At 74.5% G+C, this 24,440-nt stretch carries 26 protein-coding genes and 1 pseudogene; 15 read left to right on the top strand and 12 right to left on the bottom strand.

Annotation, left to right across the window (positions count from 1 at the left end; all coding sequences use genetic code 11):
- The 5 genes and pseudogenes from ACFVU7_RS06105 to ACFVU7_RS06085 form a co-directional block, all read left to right on the top strand.
- Positions 1-335, top strand: a pseudogene (locus ACFVU7_RS06105) (hypothetical protein); the annotation flags it as partial.
- 128 nt (positions 336-463) lie between these two features.
- Positions 464-1,345 (top strand): alpha/beta fold hydrolase, encoded by an 882-nt coding sequence (locus ACFVU7_RS06100; protein ID WP_388044490.1) that lies wholly within the window; start codon positions 464-466, stop codon positions 1,343-1,345.
- A gap of 396 nt (positions 1,346-1,741) precedes the next feature.
- On the top strand, positions 1,742-1,900 hold the full coding sequence (locus ACFVU7_RS06095; protein WP_158077673.1) for a hypothetical protein: 159 nt from the start codon (positions 1,742-1,744) through the stop codon (positions 1,898-1,900).
- A gap of 308 nt (positions 1,901-2,208) precedes the next feature.
- Complete coding sequence (locus ACFVU7_RS06090; protein WP_063780222.1) at positions 2,209-2,847, top strand: DUF6758 family protein; 639 nt, start codon at positions 2,209-2,211, stop codon at positions 2,845-2,847.
- A gap of 50 nt (positions 2,848-2,897) precedes the next feature.
- Positions 2,898-3,758, top strand: a complete 861-nt coding sequence (locus ACFVU7_RS06085) for a PHP domain-containing protein (protein ID WP_388044489.1) — start codon at positions 2,898-2,900, stop codon at positions 3,756-3,758.
- 90 nt (positions 3,759-3,848) lie between these two features.
- On the opposite strand, the gene ACFVU7_RS06080 is transcribed toward ACFVU7_RS06085, so the two are convergent.
- Positions 3,849-4,490 (bottom strand): suppressor of fused domain protein, encoded by a 642-nt coding sequence (locus ACFVU7_RS06080; RefSeq protein ID WP_079271871.1) that lies wholly within the window; start codon positions 4,488-4,490, stop codon positions 3,849-3,851.
- 484 nt (positions 4,491-4,974) lie between these two features.
- Between ACFVU7_RS06080 and corA the strand changes: the two genes are divergently transcribed.
- Positions 4,975-6,096 (top strand): magnesium/cobalt transporter CorA, encoded by a 1,122-nt coding sequence (gene corA / locus ACFVU7_RS06075; RefSeq protein ID WP_049654109.1) that lies wholly within the window; start codon positions 4,975-4,977, stop codon positions 6,094-6,096.
- Positions 6,097-6,156: 60 nt separating this feature from the next.
- On the opposite strand, the gene ACFVU7_RS06070 is transcribed toward corA, so the two are convergent.
- Positions 6,157-7,125 carry a DMT family transporter gene (locus ACFVU7_RS06070; protein ID WP_388044488.1) on the bottom strand — a complete coding sequence of 323 codons (969 nt, stop codon included), beginning with the start codon at positions 7,123-7,125 and terminating at the stop codon, positions 6,157-6,159.
- Positions 7,126-7,210: 85 nt separating this feature from the next.
- Here ACFVU7_RS06070 and ACFVU7_RS06065 point away from each other — a divergent pair, with 85 nt between their 5' ends.
- The 4 genes from ACFVU7_RS06065 to ACFVU7_RS06050 all read left to right on the top strand — a co-directional run bounded on the left by ACFVU7_RS06065 (position 7,211) and on the right by ACFVU7_RS06050 (position 11,040).
- Entirely contained in the window at positions 7,211-7,750 is a 540-nt protein-coding gene (locus ACFVU7_RS06065) for a hypothetical protein (protein WP_049654123.1), read from the top strand.
- Positions 7,751-7,878: 128 nt separating this feature from the next.
- The gene (locus ACFVU7_RS06060; protein ID WP_049654112.1) at positions 7,879-9,177 is read left to right on the top strand and encodes a magnesium transporter MgtE N-terminal domain-containing protein; all 1,299 of its coding nucleotides are present in this window, start codon (positions 7,879-7,881) and stop codon (positions 9,175-9,177) included.
- Positions 9,167-9,823, top strand: coding sequence for a DUF1003 domain-containing protein (locus tag ACFVU7_RS06055; RefSeq protein WP_079271870.1), 657 nt, complete (start codon positions 9,167-9,169; stop codon positions 9,821-9,823). Before ACFVU7_RS06060 ends, ACFVU7_RS06055 begins: the two co-directional genes overlap by 11 nt.
- A 56-nt stretch (positions 9,824-9,879) precedes the next feature.
- Positions 9,880-11,040 (top strand): Mrp/NBP35 family ATP-binding protein, encoded by a 1,161-nt coding sequence (locus ACFVU7_RS06050; protein WP_049654113.1) that lies wholly within the window; start codon positions 9,880-9,882, stop codon positions 11,038-11,040.
- Positions 11,041-11,108: 68 nt separating this feature from the next.
- On the opposite strand, the gene ACFVU7_RS06045 is transcribed toward ACFVU7_RS06050, so the two are convergent.
- The 4 genes from ACFVU7_RS06045 to sigE form a co-directional block, all read right to left on the bottom strand.
- A complete protein-coding gene (locus ACFVU7_RS06045; RefSeq protein ID WP_049654115.1) occupies positions 11,109-11,777 on the bottom strand; it encodes a hypothetical protein in 669 nt (222 codons plus the stop codon).
- Positions 11,778-11,999: 222 nt separating this feature from the next.
- Positions 12,000-12,440, bottom strand: coding sequence for a sec-independent translocase (locus tag ACFVU7_RS06040; RefSeq protein ID WP_375874134.1), 441 nt, complete (start codon positions 12,438-12,440; stop codon positions 12,000-12,002).
- 160 nt (positions 12,441-12,600) lie between these two features.
- The gene (locus ACFVU7_RS06035; RefSeq protein ID WP_375874135.1) at positions 12,601-13,482 is read right to left on the bottom strand and encodes a zf-HC2 domain-containing protein; all 882 of its coding nucleotides are present in this window, start codon (positions 13,480-13,482) and stop codon (positions 12,601-12,603) included.
- A 122-nt stretch (positions 13,483-13,604) separates the two neighbouring features.
- Entirely contained in the window at positions 13,605-14,336 is a 732-nt protein-coding gene (gene sigE / locus ACFVU7_RS06030) for an RNA polymerase sigma factor SigE (RefSeq protein ID WP_049655634.1), read from the bottom strand.
- A 287-nt stretch (positions 14,337-14,623) separates the two neighbouring features.
- Between sigE and ACFVU7_RS06025 the strand changes: the two genes are divergently transcribed.
- On the top strand, positions 14,624-15,256 hold the full coding sequence (locus ACFVU7_RS06025) for an O-methyltransferase (protein WP_049655642.1): 633 nt from the start codon (positions 14,624-14,626) through the stop codon (positions 15,254-15,256).
- A 126-nt stretch (positions 15,257-15,382) separates the two neighbouring features.
- Here the strand turns inward: ACFVU7_RS06025 and ACFVU7_RS06020 are convergent, their stop codons facing one another.
- Positions 15,383-15,550: a DUF3117 domain-containing protein gene (locus tag ACFVU7_RS06020; RefSeq protein WP_074001376.1), complete on the bottom strand. Its 168-nt coding sequence runs from the start codon at positions 15,548-15,550 to the stop codon at positions 15,383-15,385.
- A gap of 297 nt (positions 15,551-15,847) precedes the next feature.
- On the opposite strand from ACFVU7_RS06020, the gene ACFVU7_RS06015 reads away from it, so the two are divergent.
- Entirely contained in the window at positions 15,848-16,648 is an 801-nt protein-coding gene (locus tag ACFVU7_RS06015) for an enoyl-CoA hydratase-related protein (protein WP_388044487.1), read from the top strand.
- Between the two features lie 38 nt (positions 16,649-16,686).
- Here ACFVU7_RS06015 and ACFVU7_RS06010 read toward each other — a convergent pair whose 3' ends face one another.
- Both ACFVU7_RS06010 and ACFVU7_RS06005 read right to left on the bottom strand, forming a co-directional pair.
- Positions 16,687-17,280: a DNA-3-methyladenine glycosylase I gene (locus ACFVU7_RS06010; RefSeq protein ID WP_380745398.1), complete on the bottom strand. Its 594-nt coding sequence runs from the start codon at positions 17,278-17,280 to the stop codon at positions 16,687-16,689.
- Positions 17,277-17,717 (bottom strand): DivIVA domain-containing protein, encoded by a 441-nt coding sequence (locus ACFVU7_RS06005; protein ID WP_388044486.1) that lies wholly within the window; start codon positions 17,715-17,717, stop codon positions 17,277-17,279. Before ACFVU7_RS06005 ends, ACFVU7_RS06010 begins: the two co-directional genes overlap by 4 nt.
- 181 nt (positions 17,718-17,898) lie before the next feature.
- On the opposite strand from ACFVU7_RS06005, the gene folP reads away from it, so the two are divergent.
- Positions 17,899-18,711 (top strand): dihydropteroate synthase, encoded by an 813-nt coding sequence (gene folP, locus ACFVU7_RS06000; RefSeq protein WP_074001558.1) that lies wholly within the window; start codon positions 17,899-17,901, stop codon positions 18,709-18,711.
- Positions 18,712-18,841: 130 nt separating this feature from the next.
- On the opposite strand, the gene ACFVU7_RS05995 is transcribed toward folP, so the two are convergent.
- Both ACFVU7_RS05995 and dapE read right to left on the bottom strand, forming a co-directional pair.
- On the bottom strand, positions 18,842-19,651 hold the full coding sequence (locus tag ACFVU7_RS05995) for a TIGR00730 family Rossman fold protein (RefSeq protein WP_049655631.1): 810 nt from the start codon (positions 19,649-19,651) through the stop codon (positions 18,842-18,844).
- 111 nt (positions 19,652-19,762) lie between these two features.
- Positions 19,763-20,839, bottom strand: coding sequence for a succinyl-diaminopimelate desuccinylase (gene dapE / locus ACFVU7_RS05990; RefSeq protein ID WP_388044485.1), 1,077 nt, complete (start codon positions 20,837-20,839; stop codon positions 19,763-19,765).
- A 122-nt stretch (positions 20,840-20,961) separates the two neighbouring features.
- Between dapE and ACFVU7_RS05985 the strand changes: the two genes are divergently transcribed.
- Both ACFVU7_RS05985 and ACFVU7_RS05980 read left to right on the top strand, forming a co-directional pair.
- A complete protein-coding gene (locus ACFVU7_RS05985) occupies positions 20,962-22,035 on the top strand; it encodes a hypothetical protein (protein WP_181970669.1) in 1,074 nt (357 codons plus the stop codon).
- 302 nt (positions 22,036-22,337) lie between these two features.
- On the top strand, positions 22,338-23,156 hold the full coding sequence (locus tag ACFVU7_RS05980; protein ID WP_380745404.1) for a hypothetical protein: 819 nt from the start codon (positions 22,338-22,340) through the stop codon (positions 23,154-23,156).
- A gap of 125 nt (positions 23,157-23,281) precedes the next feature.
- Here ACFVU7_RS05980 and dapC read toward each other — a convergent pair whose 3' ends face one another.
- Positions 23,282-24,430, bottom strand: a complete 1,149-nt coding sequence (gene dapC / locus ACFVU7_RS05975) for a succinyldiaminopimelate transaminase (RefSeq protein WP_074001371.1) — start codon at positions 24,428-24,430, stop codon at positions 23,282-23,284.
- Positions 24,431-24,440 lie beyond the last annotated feature (10 nt).

Genomic DNA, 24,440 nt, shown 5'->3' with positions numbered 1-24,440 from the left:
CCCCGGCCAAGAAGGCCACCCGGGCCCGCAAGCCGAAGGCGGAGGCCGTCGAGGCCGCCGCCCCGGCCGCCGAGGCCACCGAGGCTCCCGCCCCGGTGAAGAAGGCCACCCGCGCCCGGAAGCCGAAGGCCGAGGCCGTCGAGGCGGCTCCGGTCGCCGAGGCCGCCGCCGAGGCTCCCGCCCCGGCCAAGAAGGCCACCCGGGCCCGCAAGCCGAAGGCGGAGGCCGTCGAGGCCGCCGCCCCGGCCGCCGAGGCCACCGAGGCTCCCGCCCCGCGCAAGCGCACCCGCACCCGCAAGGCGGCCGCGCCCGCGGAGGCCACCCCGGAGAGCTGACACCCCCGTGTCTCCCCCGAGGGGGCGGGCCAGGCCACCCGGCCCGGCCCGCCCCCTCGGGCGTTCCGCCCGCCTCCTAAGCTCGGGGGCGTCGGGGAGCGCCGACAGGACAGCAGGGAGAACAGCCCATGAGCACGCCGCCGTTTCTGACGCTGCCCGGGTGCGCGCGGGCCGAGCGGCTGGTGACCGGCCGCGGGGAGTTCGCGGCGCTGCGGGCGGAGCCGTCCGGGCCGGTGCGCGGCTCGGCGCTGCTGGTGCCGGGGTTCACCGGCAGCAAGGAGGACTTCATCGCGCTGCTGGAGCCGCTGGCGGCCGCCGGGTACCGGGTGACGGCCGTGGACCAGCGCGGGCAGTACCAGACCGGCGGTCCGGACGATCCTGCGGCGTACGCCGTCGGGGCGCTCGGCGCGGACGTACGGGCGCTCACCGGGGTGCTGGCGGCCGAGGCCGGGGGCGCCCCGCCGCACCTGCTGGGGCACTCCTTCGGCGGCCAGGTGGTGCGCGAGGCGGTGCTCGCCGCGGCCGCGGAGGGCCCGCTGCCCTGGCGGTCGCTGACCCTGGTGTCCACCGGCCCGGGCGCGATCGACCCGGCCGAGGCGGTCCGCACCGGGCTGCTGCTGGACGCCCTGCGGGGGATGGACCTGGAGCAGATCTGGCAGGTCATGCGGCAGCTGGAGGCGGAGAGCGGGCAGCCGCGGCCGAGCCTGGAGCCGGCCGTCGCGGAGTTCCTGCACCGCCGCTGGCTGGCCAACGTGCCGCGGGCGCTGTCCGTCACCGGCGCCCACCTGGTGGCCGCGCCGGACCGGGTGGCGGAGCTGGCCGCCGCCACCGCCGGGCTGCCGGTGCTGGTGCTGTCCGGGGTGCGGGACCACGCCTGGCCGGTCCCGGAGCAGACCGCGATGGCCGAGCGCCTGGGCGCCCGCCGGGTGGTGGTCGCGGACGCCGGCCACTCCCCCAACGCCGAGCAGCCGGCCGCCACGGCCGGGGCGCTGGCCGCGTTCTGGGCCTGACCGACGCCGTCGGGGCCGCGCCGGTTCCCCCGGTCCGCCGAAAGTGGTCTGTACCACTTCTTCAAGTTCGATCGGCTTCAACACAGGACAAAATTCGTTAGTTACGGTAATCTTTGATTCTGTCCGGGAATCATCGCCGGCCTCCACCGCGGCACCGATCACCCGAAACCTGGACTTCACGGACGGGCAACGGCCCGGTAGCACCGCCACGACACCGTGGTGCACGAGGCACTGGACGCACCAGGCAAGCAGGGGGAGCCCTTGCCGCAGCAGACCGCCACACGCGCGACGACCCGCCCGATCCGGCCTCACCTCCGGATCCGCAAGACCCCGAGAGAGCTGATACCGACTCAGCCGCCCCCGCCCCGCCCCGCGGGGCCAGGAAAGGAGACGCCCATGACGAAGACCATGCGCTTCGAGATCGTCCGACTCGACGAGACCAACGGCTCCGCCGCCGACCGCCAGATCGCCGACGCCGCCACCGTGCGCGAGGTCGTCCAGGCCGCCGCCCGCACCGGCGAGCGCCTGCTCATCCGTCCGTGCCCGACCGTCTGACCCGGCGCGGCGCCTCCGACCGGGAGGCCTCACCCGCCGCCGACGAGCCGGGAGCGTCCGATCCGGACGTTCCGATACCCGACTGACGCCCTGTCACCGCATTCGCCGATGACGGGGCGTCAGTGTTTCCGGGGTCGGCACCCCGGACGTTTGCCGCCGCCCGGGACGGGACATCCCCCAACGGGAACCGCCCGTGCCACGCCCACCCGGCGCCGGCCCGGGCGCCCGCCACCGACAGGTGCCGCCGAGCCCTCCGTACGGGTGATCGTCCTTGACGCGGCGGTCCGGAGGGAGGAGCGTTGACGGCTATGAGGGGCGAGCCCAGCTGCCCGAGGTGCGCCGGTCGGGTCCGCGCCCCCGGTCTGTTCTCAGACACCTGGCAGTGCGACCGGCACGGAGCCGTGCACCCGATGCAGCCCGTGCTGCCCCCGAGTGTGGAGGCCCTCGGCGTCGCCGTCGCCCGCTCCCAGGTCCCGGTCTGGCTGCCCTGGCCGCTCCCGGTCGGCTGGCTCTACACCGGCATCGCCCACGTCGGCGACGACGTCTCGGGCGCCCGGGCCACCGCCGTCGCCTGCTCCGGGCCCGCGCCGCTCGGCGGCTTCGGCGAGCTGGTGCTGGTCGCCGAGGAGCTGGGGGTCGGCCTCGGCGCCCGCTACGCGGGCCTGTCCGGGCCGGACCCGGGCGACTCCGTCGGCCTCTACAAGCCCGCCGACGCCAAGCTGCTGGCCGCCGGGCGGCCCACCCCGATGTTCCACGTCCCGGACGCCCCGGCCGACCGCGCGGTGTTCGTCGGCGAGGCCCGCGGGCTCTGGCTCTGGGCGGTCGCCTGGCCCGAGCAGTCCGCGCTGGTGATGTACGACGAGCTGGTGCTGACCGACCTGCGCGAGGCCGGCGCCGAACTGGACCTGCTGCCCTGCGGGGCGCTCTCCCCCCGGCTCCTCGGCTGACGGCTACGCCTATCCTGGGCGGCACCCACGAGCCTCCAGGAGACCGATCCGTGCGCATCGACCTGCACGCCCACAGCAACGCCTCCGACGGCACCGACAGCCCGGCCGAGCTGGTCGCGGCGGCCGTCGCCGCGGGCCTCGACGTGGTGGCGCTGACCGACCACGACACCGTGGCCGGCCACGCCGAGGCCGCCGGGGCGGTGCGCGCACTGCCCGCGGACAGCCGGCTGACCGTCGTCCCGGGCGCCGAGCTGTCCTGCGCCGTGGACGGCATCAGCCTGCACCTGCTGGCGTACCTGTTCGACCCGGAGGAGCCGGAGTTCGCGCGCGAGCGGGACCTGGTGCGCACCGACCGGTTCCGGCGCGGGCGGGCCATCGTGGAGCGCTGCCGGGAGCTCGGCGCGGAGATCAGCTGGGAGCAGGTGCGGCGGATCGCCGGGGCCGGCTCGGTCGGCCGGCCGCACATCGCCAGCGCGCTGGTCGAGGCCGGCGTGGTCGCCACCGTCTCGGACGCCTTCACCGCCGACTGGCTGGCCAACGGCGGGCGGGCGGACGTCCGCAAGCACGAGACCGACCCGGTCACGGCGGTCCGGCTGGTCCGGGCGGCCGGCGGGGTGCCGGTGTTCGCCCACCCGGGCGCGGTCAAGCGCGGCCGGACGGTCTCCGACCAGGTGATCGCCGACCTCGCGGCGGCCGGACTGGCCGGGCTGGAGGTCGACCACACCGACCACGACGAGGAGACCAGGGGGCGGCTGCGCGGCCTGGCCGGCGAGCTCGGCCTGCTGGTCACCGGCTCCAGCGACTACCACGGCACCCGCAAGACCGTACGGCTCGGCGAGCACACCACCGACCCGGAGGTGTACGGGGCGCTGCTGGCGCAGGCGACCGGCGCGAAGCCGATCGAGCGCTGAGCGGACGCGAACGAACGCGAACGCCGGGCCAAGGGGATTACGAGTCCCTTGGCCCGGCGTTCGGAGTTTCGGAGTACGGCCGGGCGGCGGTCAGTCCAGCCGGACGCCGCGTCGGCCCGGGTCGCGCAGGTCGGCGCCCTGGTCGAGCCAGCGCTCCTGGAGCGCGGCCGCGCCGTGCACCCGCTTCCAGCCCGCCTCGTTGGGCGTCATCGGCAGCAGCGGCAGGAAGCGGACCGGGTCGGCCGGCTCGGCCAGCTCCAGGTCCTCGACCAGGCCGCCCGGTTCGGCCGCGAGCACCGAGGTGAAGGGCGCGCCGTCCCAGAGCGGCGAGCCGAGGTCCAGCGAGCCGCCCGGGGCCACCACCAGGCCCTCGACCTGCGGGGTGGCGGCGAAGGTGGCCAGGGTGCGCAGCACGCTGTCGCGCCCGCCCCGGACCGTCAGTACCAGTTCGACGCGCGGGCCGCGGACCTGGTCGGCGACGGGCGCGGTCGGGTCGGCCATCGGTGCGGCGGACATGCCGAGCGTCGCGTACCGCACCAGGCCCTCGGCGTCCGGGCCGAAGCGCAGCACCTCGATCCGGTCGGCGCCGAGGAAGGTGACCGCGGCGCGGCCGCCCGGTTCGCCGAAGGTGGAGATCAGCCGGGCCTCGACGGCGGCCAGCACCGCCTCCCGGGTGAGCTCCGGGGAGCTGCCGCCGTGGGGGTCGCCGAAGAGCGGGAAGTCGTGCGCCATGCCGGTGAGCGTAACCCCCGGGGGTTCGCGGGCCGCGTGCGGGCGGGCCGGAGGCGGTGTGACGGCGGTGCGGCGGGGCGCCGTGGCGGGGCAACGGCCGGGCGGGGCAAGGATCCCGTAAAGCCTTCGGAAACCTCCGGGAACCCCTCGGCCTCGACGCCCGGTCAGATGTTAGGGTGAGCGACTGGCCACCGGGATCGTTCGTCCCGGGGCGGCGGCGCGAAGGAGGTGGTTGCGGTGGATACCGGCCGACCATGCAGTACCGGCAGCTCTGCCCGGCCCCGACTTCCCCGTACCCCGCGCCCCGCAGGCCCAACCGGCTGAATCAGCCGCGGTAGCCCCGGGCACAGGCCCCACGGCGGACGGACCGGCCGGGAGAGCACTTTCATCCCCCGTTTCACCGGTGTTCTCCGCCGTCGTACCGCGGCCGAACGTTTTTCCTTCCGCGCGGCCGCGCGACGGTTCCTGCCTCTGGGAGCCTGCCATGTCGATGATCAACAGCCTGCGCGCCGCCGTCCGCACCAACCGCCGCCGGGGCGCGGCCGGCGTCTACGCCGTCCTGCCCGAGGACGCCGGTTCGGCGGTCGTGGACTGCGCGGTCTACCAGCACGGCAAGCGCAGGGGCGAGACGTGCAGCCCGCGCGAGGCCGCCCACCGGGTCAAGGCCGCCCACCAACTCCCCGAGGGCGAGGGCTCGTTCAGCTGGATCGGGCTGCACGAGCCGACCGAGGCCGAGTTCGAGGGGATCGCCCAGCGCTTCGGCCTGCACCCGCTCGCGGTCGAGGACGCGGTGCACGCGCACCAGCGGCCCAAGGTCGAGCGCTACGACGACGTGCTGTTCGCCGTCTTCAAGACCATCCGCTACGTCGAGCACGACCAGCTCACGCCCACCAGCGAGGTGGTGGAGACCGGCGAGCTGATGGTCTTCGCCGGCCGGGACTTCGTGATCACCGTCCGGCACGGCGGCCACGGCTCGTTGCAGGAGCTGCGCCACCGGCTGGAGGCCGACGCGGACGAGGCCGGGCTGCTCTCCAAGGGCCCGGCGGCGGTGCTGCACGCGATCGCCGACCACGTCGTGGACAACTACCTGCTGGTCGCCGAGCGGCTCCAGAACGACGTGGACGAGATCGAGTACGGCGTCTTCTCGGCCAAGGGCGGGCGCAGCGCCGACGTCGGCCGGGTCTACCAACTCAAGCGCGAGGTCCTGGAGTTCAAGCGCGCCGTGGCGCCGCTGCTGCGCCCGATGCAGCAGCTGTCCGAGCCGCTCCAGCGGCTGGTCGACCCGGACATCCAGAAGTACTTCCGGGACGTCGCCGACCACCTGGCCCGGGTCGCCGAGCAGGTGCACGGCTTCGACGAGCTGCTGAACTCGCTGCTCCAGGCGAACCTGGCGCAGGTCTCGGTGGCGCAGAACGAGGACATGCGCAAGATCACCGCCTGGGCGGCGATCTTCGCGGTGCCCACCATGATCACCGGCGTCTACGGCATGAACTTCGAGTACATGCCGGAGCTGCACCACAAGTACGGCTACCCGACGGTGCTCGGCGCGATCGTGCTGATCTGCTTCGGGATGTACCGGGGCTTCCGCCGCAACGGCTGGCTCTGACCGCGCCGGCGTCGGCACCCGGGCCCCGCTGAGGGCGGTACCCCCGGCCGGGGCCGGCGGTCAGCGCCGCCCGCCGCGGGCCACCAGGACCAGCCCGAGCAGGATCAGCACCACCGCCGGGTAGGCGGCCGCCGGCGGCCACTGGCCCAGCCAGAGGGCGGCGATCAGCGCCGCGCCCGGCGTCTCCAGCAGGATCGCGGTCGAGGTGACGGACGGCCCGAGGCTGCGCACCACGCGGTTGCTCAGCGAGTGGCCGAGCAACTGGGCGGCGACCATCAGCAGCACGATCTGCCACCACACCCCGGCCGGCCACCCGGCCAGCGGCGTGCCGGCGACCAGGCAGATCCCCAGCAGCACCGCCGCCGTGGTGGCGTAGCAGACCAGGGTGTACGCGGTGGTGCTGACGGTCTTGCGGACCTCGGCGCCCAGCAGCATGTACCCGGCCGCGGCCAGGCCGGCGGCGAGCGCGAGCGCGTCGCCGAGCAGCGCGCGCGGGGAGAGCGAGAGGTCGACGCCGGTCAGCACCAGCACCCCGGCGAAGGCGACGACCGTGCCGAGCCAGACCAGCCGCGGCGCCCGGACGCCCATCAGCCGCATCAGCAGGATGGTCCACAGCGGGGTGGTGGTGACCAGGGCGGTGGCCGAGGCCACCGAGGTCATCCGCAGGCTGGGCATCCAGAGCGCGAAGTGCACGGCGAGCAGCGCCCCGGCGGCCACCGCGAGCAGCAGCGCCCGCCGGCCGATCCCGCGCAGTTCGGCGCGGTGGCGCAGCAGCGCGTACGGGCCGAGGACGCCGACCGACATGACGTTGCGCCAGAGGGCGATCGCCAGCGCGGGCGCGGCGGTGGCGCTGATCAGCGGGCCGGACAGCGAGATGCCGCCGATCGAGACGGCGAGCAGCAGCAGGTCGAGGGTGGGCAGCGGGTGCGCCGGCCCCGGGTCGGCGGTCGCGGGGGCGGCGGAGGGGGCGGTCGCGGGCCGGGCGGCGGGCACGGCGCTCCTTGCTGGTCGCGGGGGTGGGGCGGTCATACGGTAAGGCCCGTGGCGGCGCAATGGAACTGTCGCCCGGAGGCTGAGACGCCCGGTGGACGCCGAAAGCCGTACGCTGTCCGCCATGGACCGTACGCCCGCCGCCGCGACCGCCGACGACTTCCTCGACCGGGCCCTGCTGGAGGAGGCCGCGAAGAAGTCCGGCCTGCTCTGGGTGCGCGCGGACGGGCAGGAGCAGGCCCGGCCGCTGTGGCACGCGTGGCACGACGGCGCGGTCGTGGTGGTCGGCGGGGGCGCCGAGCAGCCGCTGCACGGCCTGGAGCCCGGCGCCGGGGCCGTGGTCACCGTCCGCAGCAAGGACAAGGGCGGTCGGCTGACCGGCTGGAGCGCCCGGGTGGTCGAACCCGCCCCGGGCAGCGAGGCCTGGCTGGGCGCCGTCGAGGAGCTCAAGGGCAAGCGGCTGAACGCGCCCGACACCGACGCCATCACCGAGCGCTGGGCCCGCGAGTGCCGGGTGCTGCGGCTGGAGCCGACCGGCCCGCTCACCGAGCACCCCGGGGCGATGCCGGACGGCTCGCACGCCGCCCAGCCGATGCCCACCCCGGCCACCACCCGGCTGCCGATCCCGGCCGGCCTGCCCAAACTGCTGTTCAAGCGCCGTTAAAGGTTCACGCCCAGGACGTGTCCGGCGGCTACCGTGCCTCCCGGCCGGGCCCGGAGCACGCGGGTAGCCTTGGCCGCGAGTGCGCCCCCGGCGCACCCGGTACGGCGTCGAGCGAGTCGAGGGAGTCCATGGCAGGGCCAGGCACCCGGGTCTTCATCTCCCATCTGTCCGCCATCGCGGTGTTCGACCCGAACGGCGACCAGGTCGGGCGGGTCCGGGACGTGGTCGTGTCGCTGCGGCTCGGCGGCCGCCCGCCGCGCGTGCTCGGCCTGGTGGTCGAGGTGGTCGGCCGGCGCCGGATCTTCCTGCCGATGACCCGGGTGACCAGCCTGGAGTCCGGCCAGGTGCTCACCACCGGCGTGATCAACCTGCGCCGCTTCGAGCAGCGCCCGTCCGAGACCCTGGTGCTCGCCGAGCTGCTGGACCGCACCGTCACCTGGTCCAAGACCGCCGAGGACGTCACCGTGCTGGACGTCGGCATGGTGCAGACCCGGCTGCGCGAGTGGGAGATCAGCAAGGTCTTCGTCCAGGTCGGCCGGGCCGGCCGGCTGCGCAAGGGCAAGGGCGAGCGGCTCACCCTGGACTGGCAGGACGTCACCGGCTTCTCGCTGCCCGAGCAGGACCAGGGCGCGGCCAACCTGCTCGCCACCTTCGAGCAGCTGCGCCCCGCCGACCTCGCCAGCGTGCTGCACCACCTGTCCGCCAAGCGCCGGGCCGAGGTCGCCGCCGCCCTCGACGACGAGCGGCTGGCCGACGTCCTGGAGGAGCTGCCCGAGGACGACCAGGTCGAGATCATCGGCAAGCTCCAGGAGGAGCGCGCCGCCGACGTCCTGGAGGCGATGGACCCGGACGACGCCGCCGACCTGCTCTCCGAGCTGCCCGGCGACGAGGCCGAGCGGCTGCTCCAGCTGATGGAGCCGGACGAGGCCGCGCCGGTGCGCCGCCTGCTGACGTACGAGGAGGACACCGCCGGCGGTCTGATGACCACCGAGCCGATCGTGCTGGAGCCGGACGCGACGGTCGCCGAGGCGCTGGCCCGGGTCCGGGTCAGCGACCACAAGCCCGCGCTGGCCGCGCAGGTCTTCGTCTGCCGCCCGCCGAACGAGACCCCGACCGGCCGCTACCTGGGCACCGTGCACTTCCAGCGGCTGCTGCGCGAGCCCCCGTACGTCCTGGTCGGCTCGCTGGTCGACGACGACCTGGACCCGCTGCCGCCGGACACCCCGCTGTCGCTGATCACCAGCTACCTGGCGACCTACAACCTGGTCGCCGCGCCGGTCGTCGACGACGCGGACCACCTGCTCGGCGCGGTGACCGTCGACGACGTGCTCGACCACCTGCTGCCGGACGACTGGCGCGACGCCGCGCTGCACGCCCACGACGAGGTCCGCGACGACGAGACGGAAGGGGTGACCGATGGACGGTGACCGCAGCGGACGGTCGGACGACTCCGCACGCCGGCGCCTCCAGGGCGAACTGCGCCAGCTGCGACAGCTGCGCGAGCTGCGCACCCGCGAGGGCGCCCGGGACCGGCGCGCGGAGACCGCGCCGATCACCGGCACCGGCCGCGCCCGGCTCGACCAGCCGCGCACCGCCCGGCCCGGCCTGCTCACGCTGCCCTCCTACGACCCGGAGGCCTTCGGCGTCCTGTCCGAGCGGATCGCCCGCTTCCTCGGCACCGGGCGGTTCATCGTCTGGATGACGGTGGTGGTCGTCGTCTGGATAGCGTGGAACACCCTGCTGCCGATGTCCGTGCGCTTCGACGAGTACCCGTTCATCTTCCTGACCCTGGCGCTGTCCCTGCAGGCCTCGTACGCGGCCCCGCTGATCCTGCTGGCGCAGAACCGGCAGGACAACCGGGACCGCGTCAACATGGAGCAGGACCGCGCCCGCAGCGACCGCAACATCGCCGACACCGAGTACCTGACCCGCGAGGTCGCGGCCCTCCGGCACGGGCTCGGCGAGGTCGCCACCCGGGCCTTCATCACTTCTGAACTGGGCAGCATCCGGTCCGAACTCCAGTCCCTGCTCAAGGAGATCGACGAACGCCGGGAGGCCCCCGAGCCGCTGTGACCCGCGGCACGCTACCGACCGGTTAACGACTTCGCCGGGCGCCGTACCATCAAGGCATGGCCAACGAGACAGAGGTCGCGGCCGGCGTCACGGAGGAGTCCGTACGCCAGGCGCTGGCGACCGTCAACGACCCGGAGATCAACCGCCCGATCACCGAGATCGGCATGGTGAAATCGGTCGGGATCGCCGAGGGCGGCGTGGTGAGCGTCGCGGTCTACCTGACGGTCTCCGGCTGCCCGATGCGCGACACCATCGTCACCCGGGTGCGCGAGGCGGTCGGGAAGGTCCCCGGCGTGACCGGCGTCGAGGTCGAGCTCGACGTGATGAGCGACGAGCAGCGCAAGGAGCTGTCCCAGCTGCTGCGCGGCGGCGCCCCCGAGCGGGAGATCCCGTTCGCCAAGCCGGGCACGCTGACCCGGGTCTACGCCGTCGCCTCCGGCAAGGGCGGCGTCGGCAAGTCCTCGGTGACCGTCAACCTGGCGGCCGCGATGGCCGCCGACGGCCTGAAGGTCGCCGTGGTGGACGCCGACATCTACGGCCACAGCGTGCCGCGCATGCTGGGCGTCGAGGGCCGGCCGACCCAGGTCCAGGACATGATCATGCCGCCGCAGGCGAACGGCGTGAAGGTCATCTCGATCGGCATGTTCACCCCGGGCAACGCCCCGGTGGTCTGGCGCGGCCCGATGCTGCACCGCGCGCTCCAGCAGTTCCTCGCCGACGTGTACTGGGGCGACCTGGACGTGCTGCTGCTGGACCTGCCGCCCGGCACCGGCGACATCGCCATCTCGGTGGCCCAGCTGGTCCCCAACGCGGAGATCCTGATCGTCACCACCCCGCAGATGGCCGCCGCCGAGGTGGCCGAGCGGGCCGGCACCATCGCGGTGCAGACCCACCAGAAGATCGTCGGCGTGATCGAGAACATGTCCGGCATGCCGTGCCCGCACTGCGACGAGATGATCGACGTCTTCGGCACCGGCGGCGGCCAGACCGTCGCGGACGCGCTCACCCGCACCGTCGGCGCGACCGTCCCGGTGCTCGGCTCGATCCCGATCGACGTGCGGCTGCGCGAGGGCGGCGACGACGGCCGCCCGGTCGTGCTCGCCGCGCCCGACTCCCCGGCCGGCGTCGCCCTGCGCGCGGTGGCCGGCAAGCTCGGTGGCCGCCAGCGCGGGCTGTCCGGGATGTCGCTGGGCCTGACGCCCAGGAACAAGTTCTGAGACGGTGACGACGAAGGGCCGGGTGGTCGGACCAGACCACCCGGCCCTTCGCCGTACCGCCGCGGGCCCTACGGCCGGGTGTAGGCGGTCAGGTCCGGGACGGTGGAGAAGCCGAGGCCGTACGCGCTGACGCCGCGGCCGTAGGCGCCGAGCAGGACGCCGGGGGCCTCGCCGGCCAGCACCCAGCCGTACTCGGACTCGCGGTAGCGGAAGGGCTGCGGCAGGCCGTTGACCGGCAGGCTGAGGGTGGACCAGCCCGGGCCGGCCAGGTCGTCGGCGAGGTCCCAGGCGAGGCTGCTCTGCTGGTCCAGCCAGTCCTGGCGCAGCGCCCGGTCCAGCTGCCCGGGCCAGGTGCCGGCGAGCAGGCCGGAGCCGGCCAGCCAGGCGGCGGAGGAGGCGGAGGTCGCCTCCAGGGTGCCGGTGTTGTCGGCGCTGCGGCGGCTGTCCCGGCGGGCCACGGTGACCACGACGGCGAACTTCCGCACGTCGCGCGGCTCGTACCGCTGGGCCGGCTCCTCGCCGTGGCCGAGCGAGCCGTAGTCGACGCTGCCCGCGGTGCGGGGGCCGGCGCCGGCCTGCACCAGGAAGCGACGGCCGGTCCAGCCCTCGTCCAGCCCGTACCAGGGGAAGTCTGCGGACAGGTAGGGCACCAGCGGGTCCGCCGGGCCCGCCTGTCCGCCGACCACCGGGCCGCCGGCCGTGGCCGTCGCCCCTCCCGCCTGACTCGTCGCGTCCATCCCCGGGCCTCCTCAAACACACGTTTGCCTGCCGTGGCGCGCTCCCATGGTGGCGTACCGCGGCGCTCCCCGGGGCCGTTACCGGTCCGCGACGGGGCGCGGTGTGACGGACGGCTCAGCGGGAGCAATCAGCACAATAGCGGCGCACACGCCACCGCCCCGCTCAGCCGGGTGGCCGGGCGGGGCGGTGGCGCGGCGCCGGGGCGCCGTACGCGGGGTCGGTCAGGTGGCGTCGGGGTCGAACGGGGGGCGCTCGCCGGGGGCCAGCGGGGCGCCGGCGGAGGCGGGGGCGGAGGCCGGCGCGGACTTCTCGAAGCTGACGCTGCCGCTGCGGCCGTTGACCGGGGCCGCGGGCTTGTCGTCCAGGACGGAGCGGATGTCCAGCGAGTCCTTCATCCCCTTGAGGCCCAGCGGGTCCTCCTCGCCGCCCATGAGCTGCTTGCGGACGAAGGTCTTGGGGTTCAGGTCCTCGAACTCGAAGTCCTGGAAGTCGGGGCCCAGCTCGCTGCGGATGTCCTCCTTCGCGTTGTCGGCGAAGGAACGGATCTTCCGGACGACGTTCATGGTGTCCTGGATCAGCTTCGGCAGTTTGTCCGGACCGAAGATGATGATGGCCATCACGACGAGGGTCAGCACCTCCAGCCCGCTCACGTCGCTGAACACCTTTGGCTCCCTAGCTCGTCGGACGACGGTTCCTACAGGGTAATGGCCACCGGCGAGTCCCTGGTCCACGCTGGGATGAAGCCGTGGTAAAGACCTGCCGGTGGCCGAGGCCGTCCGGACGGGGGATCGAGCGCGCGTCCCGGGTCCGTCGAGGGTTGTTCTAGCGGGTCTGCTGGCGCTGTGCCACGGCGCCCCCGGGGTAGCGCTCCGGGGAGCCCGGCGGGGTCGCGTCGCGGGTCGCGGCGACCGGGCGGCCGGGGAAGTCCACCGGGACCTGGGCGTTCATCGGGACGAGGCCGCCGCCGCGTCCGGTGCCGGAGCCGGGCGGGCTGACGGTGGTGCCGTGGCGCTCCTCGCCCTGCGTGCTGAGCCCGCCGACACCGCCGAGCGTCACCGCGGCGACGGAGAAGGCGCCCGCGGCGGCGAACACCAGCCGGCGGCCCCGCGCGGGCGGGCGGACGACGGCCGCGGAGGACTGCGGACGGGCGGGGGCGGCGGTGGGCTCGGGGCGGGCGGAGCGCCGGCCCATCAGCGGCCGCAGCACCGCGCCGCGCCCGAAGGCGCGCGGGTCCACCCCGGGCAGCGGCGTGTCCGCGCCGAGCGCGCCGGCGCCGAAGGAGGCCCCGGCACCACGGCCGAAGGAGCCGCCGTCGAGCCGGCTGCCGCCGAGCGTCCCGGCGGCGGCGACCCCGCCGCCGGGCAGGTCGTCGTCGTCATCGCGGCGGCCGCGGCCGGCCGGCCAGTCGCCGTCCGCCGGGGCGTCCTCGGGAAGGCCGCCGACGGCCATCAGGCGGGCCATCAGCGCGGAGGACGGGCCGGGCGTGCCGGTGCGGGTCAGCATGTGCTTGACGGCGCGGGCCTCGTCGACCTCGGCGAGGCAGTGCGGGCAGGTCGCCAGGTGGGCCTGGACGCGGTCGCGCGAGTCGTGGCCGAGCTCGCCGTCCAGGAAGGCGGAGAGGCGCTCGCCGAGGTGGTGGTCCTCGGCGGGTGCGGCGGGGCGGACGGGAAGCGCGTGCAGCGCCGTGTCCGCGGGCAGTGCCACCGCGGGCAGCACGGGCTCACCGGGTTCGTCGCCTCCGCGACGGCCCGGCAGGGCCCAGCCCCGTCGGTTCGGGGACCGGTCGGAGGCGTCCGACCGACCCGAACCGGACCGGCTGGTTCCGCTCACGACCGCCTCCGTCCGCGCCCACCGGGCGCGACCGCGGCCTCGACCGCTCCGACGCCGACCGGCACCGGCTCCTCCGAGCCGCCGCGGCGCTCCCGGCCGGGGGCCGAGCCGGGGGCGCGGTGCTTGAGCGCGGCGCGCAGGTGCGAGCGGCCGCGGTGGATGCGGCTGCGGACGGTGCCGAGCTTGACGCCCAGCGTGGCGGCGATCTCCTCGTAGGACAGGCCCTCGATGTCGCAGAGCACCACCGCGGCGCGGAACTCCGGCGCCAGGGTGTCCAGCGCCTGCTGCACGTCGGCGTCGAAGTGAGTGTCGCTGAAGTGCTGGGCCGGGCTCGGCTCGCGGGAGGCGAGCCGCTCGGCCGCGTCCTCGCCGAGCGCGTCGAAGCGGATGCGCTGGCGGCGGCGGACCATGTCCAGGAAGAGGTTGGTGGTGATCCGGTGCAGCCAGCCCTCGAACGTGCCGGGGGTGTACGTGGACAGCGAACGGAACACCCGGACGAAGACCTCCTGGGTGAGGTCCTCGGCGTCGTGCTGGTTGCCCGTCAGGCGGTAGGCGAGCCGGTAGACGCGGGCGCTGTGCGCCTCGACGATCTCCTCCCAGCTGGGCGGAGTCCAGGTCTGCGCGTCGGGACCCTCGGTGAAGGTCGCGAGGGCGGGGGCCTCGGTGGCGCCGCCGGCCGGCGTCGCGGCCACGGGCTGGTCCAGGTCGGAGTGCGCAGGCTGGTTCATCACGGGCTTCGGCGTACGGGCTGACGCGGTGCCGCGGGAGTGCCGCCGCACAGGGACGTCGCCCTCGGCCACACCTCCTCGGTCGGCTCTTCTGCCCAGCAGGGCCACCACCATATCCACCTCACCCGTCAAGCCCGGATAAAAGTGCCCGGGAGGTCTTCCGCACCCGGTCCGTCCTGACAACGGCCCGCCGCCGTACGCGGTTCCCGGTCGGCCAGTAATCTGTGCCAGGAAATATCGACATCCTTCGGCACCGGGCCTCGCCCGGGGCTCCGAAAGAGGCAGCCATCAGCGAGTTCGGGCCCGCGCACGCGGCCCTCGCCGACACCTACGTGAGCGAGGACGCCGTGCTGACCTACGCCCGGGCGCAGTCCGCGCGGACCGGGATACGGGCGATCGGACCGAGCGGCGGGGCCTGCCTGCGGCTGCTGGCCGCCGCGCTGGACGCCAAGGCGGTGGCCGAGATCGGCACCGGCACCGGGGTGTCCGGGGTCTACCTGCTGCGCGGAATGCGGCCGGACGGCGTGCTCACCACGGTCGACTCCGAGCCGGTGCGCCAGCAGCTGGCCCGCGAGGCGTACCAGGCGGCCGGGTTCGCGGCCAACCGCTCCCGGTTCATACCGGGCCGGGCGCTGGAGGTGCTGCCCCGGCTCGCCGACGGCCAGTACGACCTGGTGTTCTGCGACGGCGACCCGGTCGAGTCCTGCGAGTACCTGCGGGAGGCGCTGCGGCTGCTGCGGCCGGGCGGGATGGTCTGCTTCGAGGGCGTCTTCCAGGAGGGCCGGCTGGCCGAGCCGGAGCTCCAGGACCCGCAGACCGGCGCGGTCCGGGACCTGGTCCGGGACGTGCGGGAGAGCGAGGCCCTGCTGCCGGCGCTGCTGCCGGTGTCGGACGGGCTGCTCTGCGCCGTCAAGCGCTGAGCGTCGGGCGCCGAGCCCGGCGCCCCTTCGGGCCCGGGCCCGGGAAAACGTGCGGACCCGGGCCGACATGACGTCGAACCCGGGCCCGGCAGCACATCTCCAGGAGATGGCGAGCACCTGCTGCGGTCAGCCGCAGGCCTTCTTCAGGGCCTCGCCGAGGGCCTGGGCCTCGTCCGGCGTGAGCTCCACCACAAGGCGTCCGCCGCCTTCGAGCGGAACGCGCATGATGATGCCCCGTCCCTCTTTGGTGACTTCGAGCGGGCCGTCACCCGTCCGCGGCTTCATGGCCGCCATGCTCGTTCCCCTTCCTGCAACCGCTCAGCTACGCACCGGCAGTCCGTCCACCGCCGGTATCGAACGCATTGATCGGAAGCCATTATCCCGCATGCCACGGGCTGATGACCAACATCACTCTCGGTGCAACCACGACCGGACCGCCCCCAACCGCCGCAAACCACGTCATAAGCCCCGGCGTGGCGGTGGTGCGGACACCGCCCGAAGGTGCGATACCTCACACTCCCCAGGCCCCCGTGTGCTCCGGCATCCTGACACACACGACCGACAACGCCTCGATCCCGGGAGCCCTCACCCATGTCCGATTCCGTGCTGTACGAGCTGGACGGCGGCCTGGCCGTCATCACCATCAACCGCCCGGAGGCGATGAACGCGCTCGACGTCGCCACCAAGGTCGCGCTGCGCGACGCCGTGACCGCCGCGGCCGCGGACCCGGCGGTGCGGGCCGTCCTGCTCACCGGAGCGGGCGAGCGGGCGTTCTGCGTCGGGCAGGACCTGAACGAGCACCTGGCCATGCTGAAGCGGGCCGAGGAGACCGGCGAGGGCGCGCTGCGGACCGTCGGCGAGCACTACAACCCGCTGGTGCGGGCACTGGCCGGGATGCGCAAGCCGACCGTCGCCGCGGTCGGCGGGGTCGCGGCCGGGGCCGGCGCCTCGCTCGCCTTCGCCTGCGACTTCCGCGTCCTGTCCGACCGGGCCGGCTTCAACACCGCCTTCGCCGGGATCGGGCTGACGGCCGACTCGGGCGCCTCCTGGACGCTGCCCCGGCTGGTCGGGCACGCCAGGGCCACCGAGCTGCTGATGCTGCCCCGCACGGTCAAGGCCGCCGAGGCCGCCGAGCTGGGCCTGGCCACCAGGGTGGTGCCGGCCAGGGAACTCGCCGCCACCGCACGGGCCTTCGCCCGTGAGCTGGCCGAGGGCCCGACCGTCGCCTACGGCGCCATCAAGGAGTCGCTGGCGTACGGCGCCTCCCACTCGCTGGACGAACTCCTCGACAAGGAGGACGAGTTGCAGACGCTGGCCGGCAACAGCGAGGACCACCGGATCGCGGTGCGCGCCTTCATCGCCAAGGAGAAGCCGACGTACCTGGGCCGCTAGGGCCGGTGTCCGGGGCCGGGCCGGGCCGGCCCCGCCGGTCAGCCCTTGGCGCCGGTGCGGACGTGGCAGTCCGCCAGGTGGTCGTCGACCAGCCCGCAGGCCTGCATCAGGGCGTACGCGGTGGTCGGGCCGACGAAGCGGAAGCCCGCCTTCTTCAGCGCCTTCGCCAGCGCCGTCGACTCCGGCGTGACGGCCGGCACCTCGCCCATCGTGCGGGGGGCCGGCCGGCCCGGTTCGGCGGCGAACTGCCAGATCAGCGCGTCCAGGCCGCCCGCCAGGTCGCGGGCGACCCGCGCGTTGGCGATCGCCGCCTCGATCTTGGCCCGGTTGCGGATGATGCCGGCGTCGGCGAGCAGGCGCTCCTTGTCCGCCTCGCCGAACTCGGCGACCTCGGCGATCCGGAAGCCCGCGAACGCGGCCCGGAAGCCCTCGCGGCGGCGCAGGATGGTCAGCCAGGACAGGCCGGACTGGAAGGCCTCCAGGCAGACCCGCTCGAACAGCGCGTCGTCGCCGTGCACCGGGCGGCCCCACTCGGTGTCGTGGTAGACCCGGTAGTCGTCGGTGGAGTCGCCCCAGCCGCAGCGGCGCAGGCCGTCCGCGCCGAGAACCGCGCCCCCGGCCGGGTCGGTCACTTCTCCGTCTCCGGCTTCGCGTCCTCGGGGGCGTGCTCCCCGGCCGGCTGCTTGGCGAGCACCACGGCCGGCTCGACCACCTGGGCGAACTGCTCCAGGCCGGGCAGCGGTTCGGCCGCCGGGTCGGGGGCGCTGGTCGCCTCGACCGCGCCGCGCAGGTGGGCGGCGGCCTCCAGCTCGGCGATCCGCGCGTCGCGGTAGGCGAGTTCGGCGCCGAGGCGGTCCAGGACGTCGTCCACCTCGTCCATCCGGTAGCCGCGCAGCGCCATCGGCAGGCGCAGCTCGTCCACGTCCGCCCGACCCAGCGGGCGGTCCTGCGGCAGCCGCGCGGAGATCCGGTCCGGTGCCGCCTCCGGCATCGAGCCGCCCCCGCCGAGCGCCACCAGGGCGGCACCGCCGACCACCACGGCCATGGCGACCACGATCACCCAGAACACGAGCTGTCCTCCCGAACTCCCGGCCGGTCCGCTATGTGGTGGCAGGCAACCACACTGATCATGACAGCATGGTCCCTTAGTGAGGCCGGGGGCCATCATCGCACCCGCAGGAGCTCTGGAGGAGACATCGGTGGCACTGCGCCTGGGACCGCGGGAATTCGGTGACGACGAGCTGGTGATCATGGCGATCGTCAACCGGACGCCGGACTCGTTCTTCGACAAGGGCGCGACCTTCGCCGACGAGGCCGCCTTCGCCGCCGCGGACCGCGCGATGGCCGAGGGCGCGGCGATCCTGGACATCGGCGGGGTGAAGGCCGGGCCCGGCGACGAGGTCACGGTCGAGGAGGAGCTGCGGCGCACCGTGCCCTTCGTGGCCGAGCTGCGCAAGCGCCACCCCGAGGCGGTGATCAGCGTGGACACCTGGCGGCACGAGGTCGGCGAGGCGGTCTGCGAGGTGGGCGCGGACCTGCTGAATGACGCCTGGGGCGGCGTGGACCCGAGGCTCGCCGAGGTGGCCGCCCGGTACGACGCCGGGCTGGTCTGCACCCACGCGGGCGGCGCCGAGCCCCGTACCCGGCCGCACCGGGTCGGGTACGAGGACGTGATGGCGGACATCCTGCGGGTGACCGTGGGGCTCGCCGAGCGCGCGGTGGAGCTGGGCGTGCGGCGGGACGCGGTGGTCATCGACCCGGGGCACGACTTCGGCAAGAACACCCGGCACTCGCTGGAGGCCACCCGGCGGCTGCCGGAGATGACCGCGACCGGCTTCCCGGTGCTGGTCTCGCTCTCCAACAAGGACTTCGTCGGCGAGACCCTGGACCGGCCGGTGAACGAGCGGCTGCTCGGCACCCTGGCCACCACCGCGGTCTCGGCCTGGCTGGGCGCGCGGGTCTACCGGGTGCACCAGGTCGCGGAGACCCGCCAGGTGCTGGACATGGTCGCCTCGATCCGGGGCACCCGCCCCCCGGCGGTCGCCCGCCGGGGGCTGGCGTGAACCCTCCTGTCGGCGCTCGGCTCGCCTCCGGGGCGCTCGGACCCGGTGCCGACGGTCGTCGCTCCGGCGCTCGTCCCTCGCTTGTCGCTCCTCGCTTTCGGCACCGGCGCGACCCTTCGGCTCGCTCGCGCTAGATCTCGTTCGCGGGCCGGCGGGCGTCGGCGAGGATCTTCATGACCTCGTCGATCTCGTCGGTGATGTGGAACAGCTCCAGGTCGTGCGGGGCCGCCTTGCCCTGCGCGACCAGGGTGTCCTTCAGCCACTCGTACAGGCCGCCCCAGTAGGCGCTGCCGTAGAGGATCACCGGGAAGCGGGTGACCTTCTTCGTCTGCACCAGGGTGAGCGCCTCGAACAGCTCGTCCAGCGTGCCGAGGCCGCCGGGCAGGACCACGAAGCCCTGCGCGTACTTCACGAACATCGTCTTGCGGACGAAGAAGTAGCGGAAGTTCAGCCCGAGGTCGACGAACTCGTTGAGGCCCTGCTCGAAGGGCAGCTCGATGCCGAGCCCGACGCTGAGGCCGCCCGCCTCGGAGGCGCCGCGGTTGGCGGCCTCCATCGCGCCCGGGCCGCCGCCGGTGATCACCGCGTAGCCGGCCTCGGCGAGGGCCCGGCCGATGGCCACGCCCGCCTGGTACTCGGGCGAGTCGACCGGGGTCCGGGCGGAGCCGAAGACACTGATCGCGGGCGGGAGTTCGGCGAGGGCGCCGAAGCCCTCGACGAACTCCGAGGTGATCCGCAGGACCCGCCACGGGTCGGTGTGCAGCCAGTCGGTCGGACCGGTGGTGTCCAGCAGGCGCTGGTCCGTGGTGCTCGTACCGACCTGGTCCCGGCGCACCAGCACCGGGCCCTTCTGCTTCTCGGGCCAGGCCTTCTTCTTCCGCGGCGCACCGACCTGCTCGGGGCCGTGGCCGTAGTGCTTCTCGTCTCCTGTGCCTGTCATGACGAAACCCTACGCCCGCCCTCCCCCGTTTTCAGGCAACGGGGGAAGGTCGGTTGAGCATCCGGAAGGTGGCGTTCGACTGCTGATCGGACGAGCGTCGCCGGCAGCGGCTCAGCTGGTCAGCCAGGCGCGCATCCGGTCCTCGACCTCGGCGATGGCGCTCAGCGAGCAGTACTCCTCGCGCTTGTGCGCCAGGTTCGGGTCGCCGGGGCCGTAGTTGACCGCCGGGACGCCGAGCGCGCTGAACCGGGCGACGTCGGTCCAGCCGAACTTGGCCCGGGCCTGGCCGCCGGTGGCCTCCAGGAAGGCCCGGGCGGCCGGCTGGGAGAGCCCGGGCAGGGCGCCCACGGCGAAGTCGGTGACGGTCAGCTCGAAGCCGTCGAAGACCTCGCGCACGTGCTTCTCCGCGTCCACCTCGTCGCGGTCCGGCGCGTAGCGGAAGTTGACCGTGACGACGCACTCGTCCGGGATCACGTTGCCGGCCACGCCGCCGTCGATCCGGACCGCGTTCAGGCCCTCGCGGTACTCCAGGCCGTCGATCTCCACCCGGCGCGGCTGGTAGTTCTCCAGCCGGGTGAGCACCTCGGCGGCGTGGTGGATGGCGTTGTCCCCGAGCCAGCTGCGGGCCGAGTGGGCGCGCACGCCGGTGAGCCGCACCTGCGCCCGCAGGGTGCCCTGGCAGCCGCCCTCGACCATGCCGCCGCTGGGCTCCATCAGCACCGCGAAGTCGCCGGCCAGCCACTCCGGGTGGTCCTTGGCCAGGTGGCCGAGGCCGTTGCGGGAGGCCTCCACCTCCTCGCAGTCGTAGAAGACGAAGGTGAGGTCGCGGTTGGGCTCGGGCACCGTGGCGGCGAGGCGCAGCTGCACGGCCACGCCGGACTTCATGTCCGTGGTGCCGCAGCCGTGGAGCAGGTCGCCCTCGACCCACGAGGGGAGGTTGTCGGCGATCGGCACGGTGTCCAGGTGGCCGGCCAGGACGACGCGCTCGGCCCGGCCCAGGTTCGTCCGGGCCACCACGTTGTTGCCGTGGCGGTCCACGGTGAGGTGCGGGTAGCCGCGCAGCGCGGTCTCGATGGCGTCGGCGAGCGCCTGCTCGTCGCCGCTCACCGAGGGGATGTCGACGAGCCGGGCGGTCAGCGTGCCGCCGTCGAGAGTGAGGTCCAGGGGCGTCGGGTTCGAGCTGCTCATGGGAGCCAGCCTAATCCGCGGCCCGGTCCGGTCGGAGGCGGGTGACGGCAACCGGAAGGCGCCGCACATCCGTCCGAGTGGGTACGGTGTCGGATCAAGGTGCAGGCGCGAGAGGGGCGACGGTGGCCAGGAGAAGGAGCAGCGAAGAGCTGGGCGACGAAGAGGAGCCCACTCGCCGCCGCGGGCCGCTTCGCGCCCTGCTGATGGTGATCGTCGGGCTGCTCGGCCTGGCCATGGTCGCCGGCCTGGCCGTGGTCGGGATCTGGTGGTTCGGTTTCAAGCCCGGCGCGTCCGAGGAGTGCTCGGTGAAGACGGCGGCCGGGAACGGCACGCTGGAGCTGCCGCAGGCCGCCAACGCCGCGACGATCGCCGCGGTGGCGCGTTCGCGCGGGCTGCCGGACCGGGCCACCACGATCTCGCTGGCGACCGCCATGCAGGAGTCCAAGCTGCGCAACCTCGCGGGCGGCGACCGGGACTCGATCGGCCTCTTCCAGCAGCGGCCGTCGATGGGCTGGGGCACCCCGGCGCAGATCTCGGACCCGGTGTACGCGACCAACAAGTTCCTGGACGGCCTGGTCAAGGTCCCGGGCTACACCCGGATGCCGCTGACCGACGCCGCGCAGACGGTGCAGAAGAGCGGCTACCCGCAGGCCTACGCCAAGCACGAGACCAAGGCGACCCTGCTCACCTCGGCGCTGGCCGGCCGGGAGCCCGCCTCGTTCTCCTGCGTGGTGCACGACTACGCCAAGCCGGACCCGGCGGACTCCGCCTCGGCCGCGCCGGGCGCCACCCCGGGCGCCACCGCGGCCCCGGCCGCCGCGCCGGACCGGGCCCAGGTGCTGTCCGACCGGGTGCGCCGGGAGTTCGGCCGCACGGTGACCCCGGCGACCGGCTACACCTCGACCATCAAGGGCGCCGAGAACGCCGTCTCGCTGACCCCGGACCCGGCCACCGCCGCCCTGACCTCCTCGCCGGACGCGGGGGCGGCGGACGGCGGGGTGAGCGCCGAGCGGGCGAGCGGCTGGGAGGTCGCCCACTGGGCGGTCGCCCAGGCCCAGCAGCTGGGCATCGCGACGGTCGCCTACGACGGGAAGATCTGGCGCAAGTCCAAGTCCGAGGACGGCTGGCAGAACCAGACCTCGGGCACCTCGACCAAGCTCGTCCAGGTCACGCTGGCCCCGGCCGACAAGAGTTGACGCACTGGTGTTCGGGTTGCCGCCGGACGGGTGATTCCGGTCAACCCCGGTGGACCGGCCGCCCGCTCCGGCGAACCCGGTTGGAGAACCGTCACTCCCCTTGACCGGGGCGGTTCGACGGCGTCCGACCGGGCCGGTCGGGCAGCGCTGTTGTGGTCGTACGATCCGATGGTCGGCCAGGAAGATTCCTTGCGTCGGCCGAAACCTTCTGGCTTCTCAAGCGGTAACAACGTCGTCCGCCCGGTCGTCCACGCCCGGTCCTTTGGCGGACGGGACGGACCCAGACCCCTTCGAGGAGCCCCATGTCTCACCCCCTCACGCGCCGGATCGCCCAGGCCGCGCTCGTCGTGGCCGCCGGAGCGACCCCGCTTCTCGCGGCCGGCTCCGCGTCCGCCCTGGGCGGGGACGCCCTGCTGCCCAAGAGCGACCTCGCGGCACCGCTGGGCCAGCTGGCCAACACCGACACCGGTTCCACCCTCCAGCACACCACCCACCAGCTCGGCCAGGCCGCCGGGACCACGGGTGCGGCCACCGTCGCCGCCGGCGTACCGGCCTCCGCCGACGCCGCCGGAAACATCGTCGCCCAGCAGCTGCCCGAGGCCAACGAGAAGGCCGGCTCGCTGACCGCCCCGGTCGACCAGACCGCGGCGACCGCGGGCCAGCTCTCCTCGGTCACCCCGAAGGTCGCCTCGTCCCTGGCCGGCAAGCTCGGCGAGGCCGTCACCGGCAAGAGCGCGGAGACCCGCAGCGCCACCGCCGGCACCGGCCCGCTCGGCGGACTCACCCAGGCGGGCTCGGTCACCCAGGCCGTGCCCGGCGCCGAGACGCTCACCGGCGCCGTCCCCGGCGGCACCGCCGTCGCCGACGCGCTGCCGGTCGGCGCGGTGCAGCGCGCGCTGCCGCTCGGCTCGGTCGAGCACGCCCTGCCCGCCGAGCTGCCCGCCACCGACGTGCTCGGCCTGGCCGAGCACGGGTCGGCCAACCGCCTCGGCGGTGCCGACCTCGGCGCGAACAGCCCGCTGTCCGGCCTCACCGGCGCGCTCGGCCCGCTCGGCGGCCTGCTGGGCGGCCTGGGCGGCGGCAACCTGAGCGGCGGCAGCCTCAGCGGCCTGCCGCTGTAACCCCCGCCGCCGCACAACCCCCGGCTCGGGGAGAACCCCGAAGGGGGCCGGTGTCCGTGACACCGGCCCCCTTCGCCGTACGGTCGCCCGCTACGGTCGGCGCGCCGAGCTCGGCGCGATCGCGGTCAGCTCGCCGCGCCCAGCCGCTCCACGGCCGCGGCGACCCGCTCGTCGGTCGCCGTGAACGCGACCCGCACGAAGCGGTCGCCGGCCGGCCCGTAGAAGTCGCCGGGCGCCACCAGGATGCCCAGCCCGGCCAGTTCGGCCACGGTCTCCCAGCACGGGCGGTCCTGGGTCGCCCACAGGTAGAGGCTCGCCTCGGAGTGCTCGATCCGGAAGCCGTACGCCTCCAGCGCCGCCCGCAGCGCCGAGCGCCGGGCCGCGTACCGCTCGCGCTGCTCGGCCACGTGGGCGTCGTCCGCGAGCGCGGCGACCGTCGCCGCCTGGACCGGCGCCGGCACGATCATGCCGCCGTGCTTGCGCACCTCCAGCAGCTCCCTGACCACCACCGGGTCGCCCGCCACGAAGGAGGCGCGGTAGCCGGCCAGGTTGGAGCGCTTGGAGAGCGAGTGGACGGCCAGCAGGCCCTCGTGGCCGTCGCCGCAGACGTCCGGGTGCAGGACGGAGACCGGCTCGGCCTCCCAGCCCAGCTCCAGGTAGCACTCGTCGCTGACCAGCAGCGCCCCGTGCTCCCTGGCCCACTCGACGGCCCGGCGCAGCTCGTCCGCGCCCAGCACCCGGCCGGTCGGGTTGGACGGCGAGTTCACCCAGAGCAGGCGCACCCGGGAGCCGTCCAGCTCGTCCACCGAGTCGTACTCGACCGGCTCGGCGCCGCACAGCCGGGCGCCCACCTCGTAGGTCGGGTAGGCCAGGCGCGGGTAGGCGACCTGGTCGCCGGGGCCGAGGCCGAGCTGGGTCGGCAGCCAGGCCACCAGCTCCTTGGAGCCGACGGTCGGGAGCACGGCCTGCGGGCCGGTCTCCGCGCCGAGGCGGCGGTGCAGCCAGCCGGCGATCGCCTCGCGCAGCTCCAGCGGGCCCCAGACGGTCGGGTAGCCGGGGGTGTCGGTGTGCGCGGCCAGCGCCTTCTGGATCACCTCGGGGACCGGGTCCACCGGGGTGCCGACGGAGAAGTCGCAGAGCCCGCCGGGGTGGGCCAGGGCGGTCGCCTTGTACGGCTCCAGCTTGTCCCAGGGGAAGACGGGGAGCTTGTCCGAAACGCGGCGCGCCGCCCCCGGGTGACCCGGGAACGGCGCGCGCGTGCTGTTGGTACTCACAGCTGTTGTG

The organism is Kitasatospora sp. NPDC058046, from assembly GCF_042885595.1.
In the GTDB taxonomy this organism is placed as follows: Bacteria; Actinomycetota; Actinomycetes; order Streptomycetales; family Streptomycetaceae; genus Kitasatospora.
The sequence above is the reverse complement of the archived record's forward strand: the minus strand, read 5'-3'. Positions and strand labels throughout refer to the sequence as shown.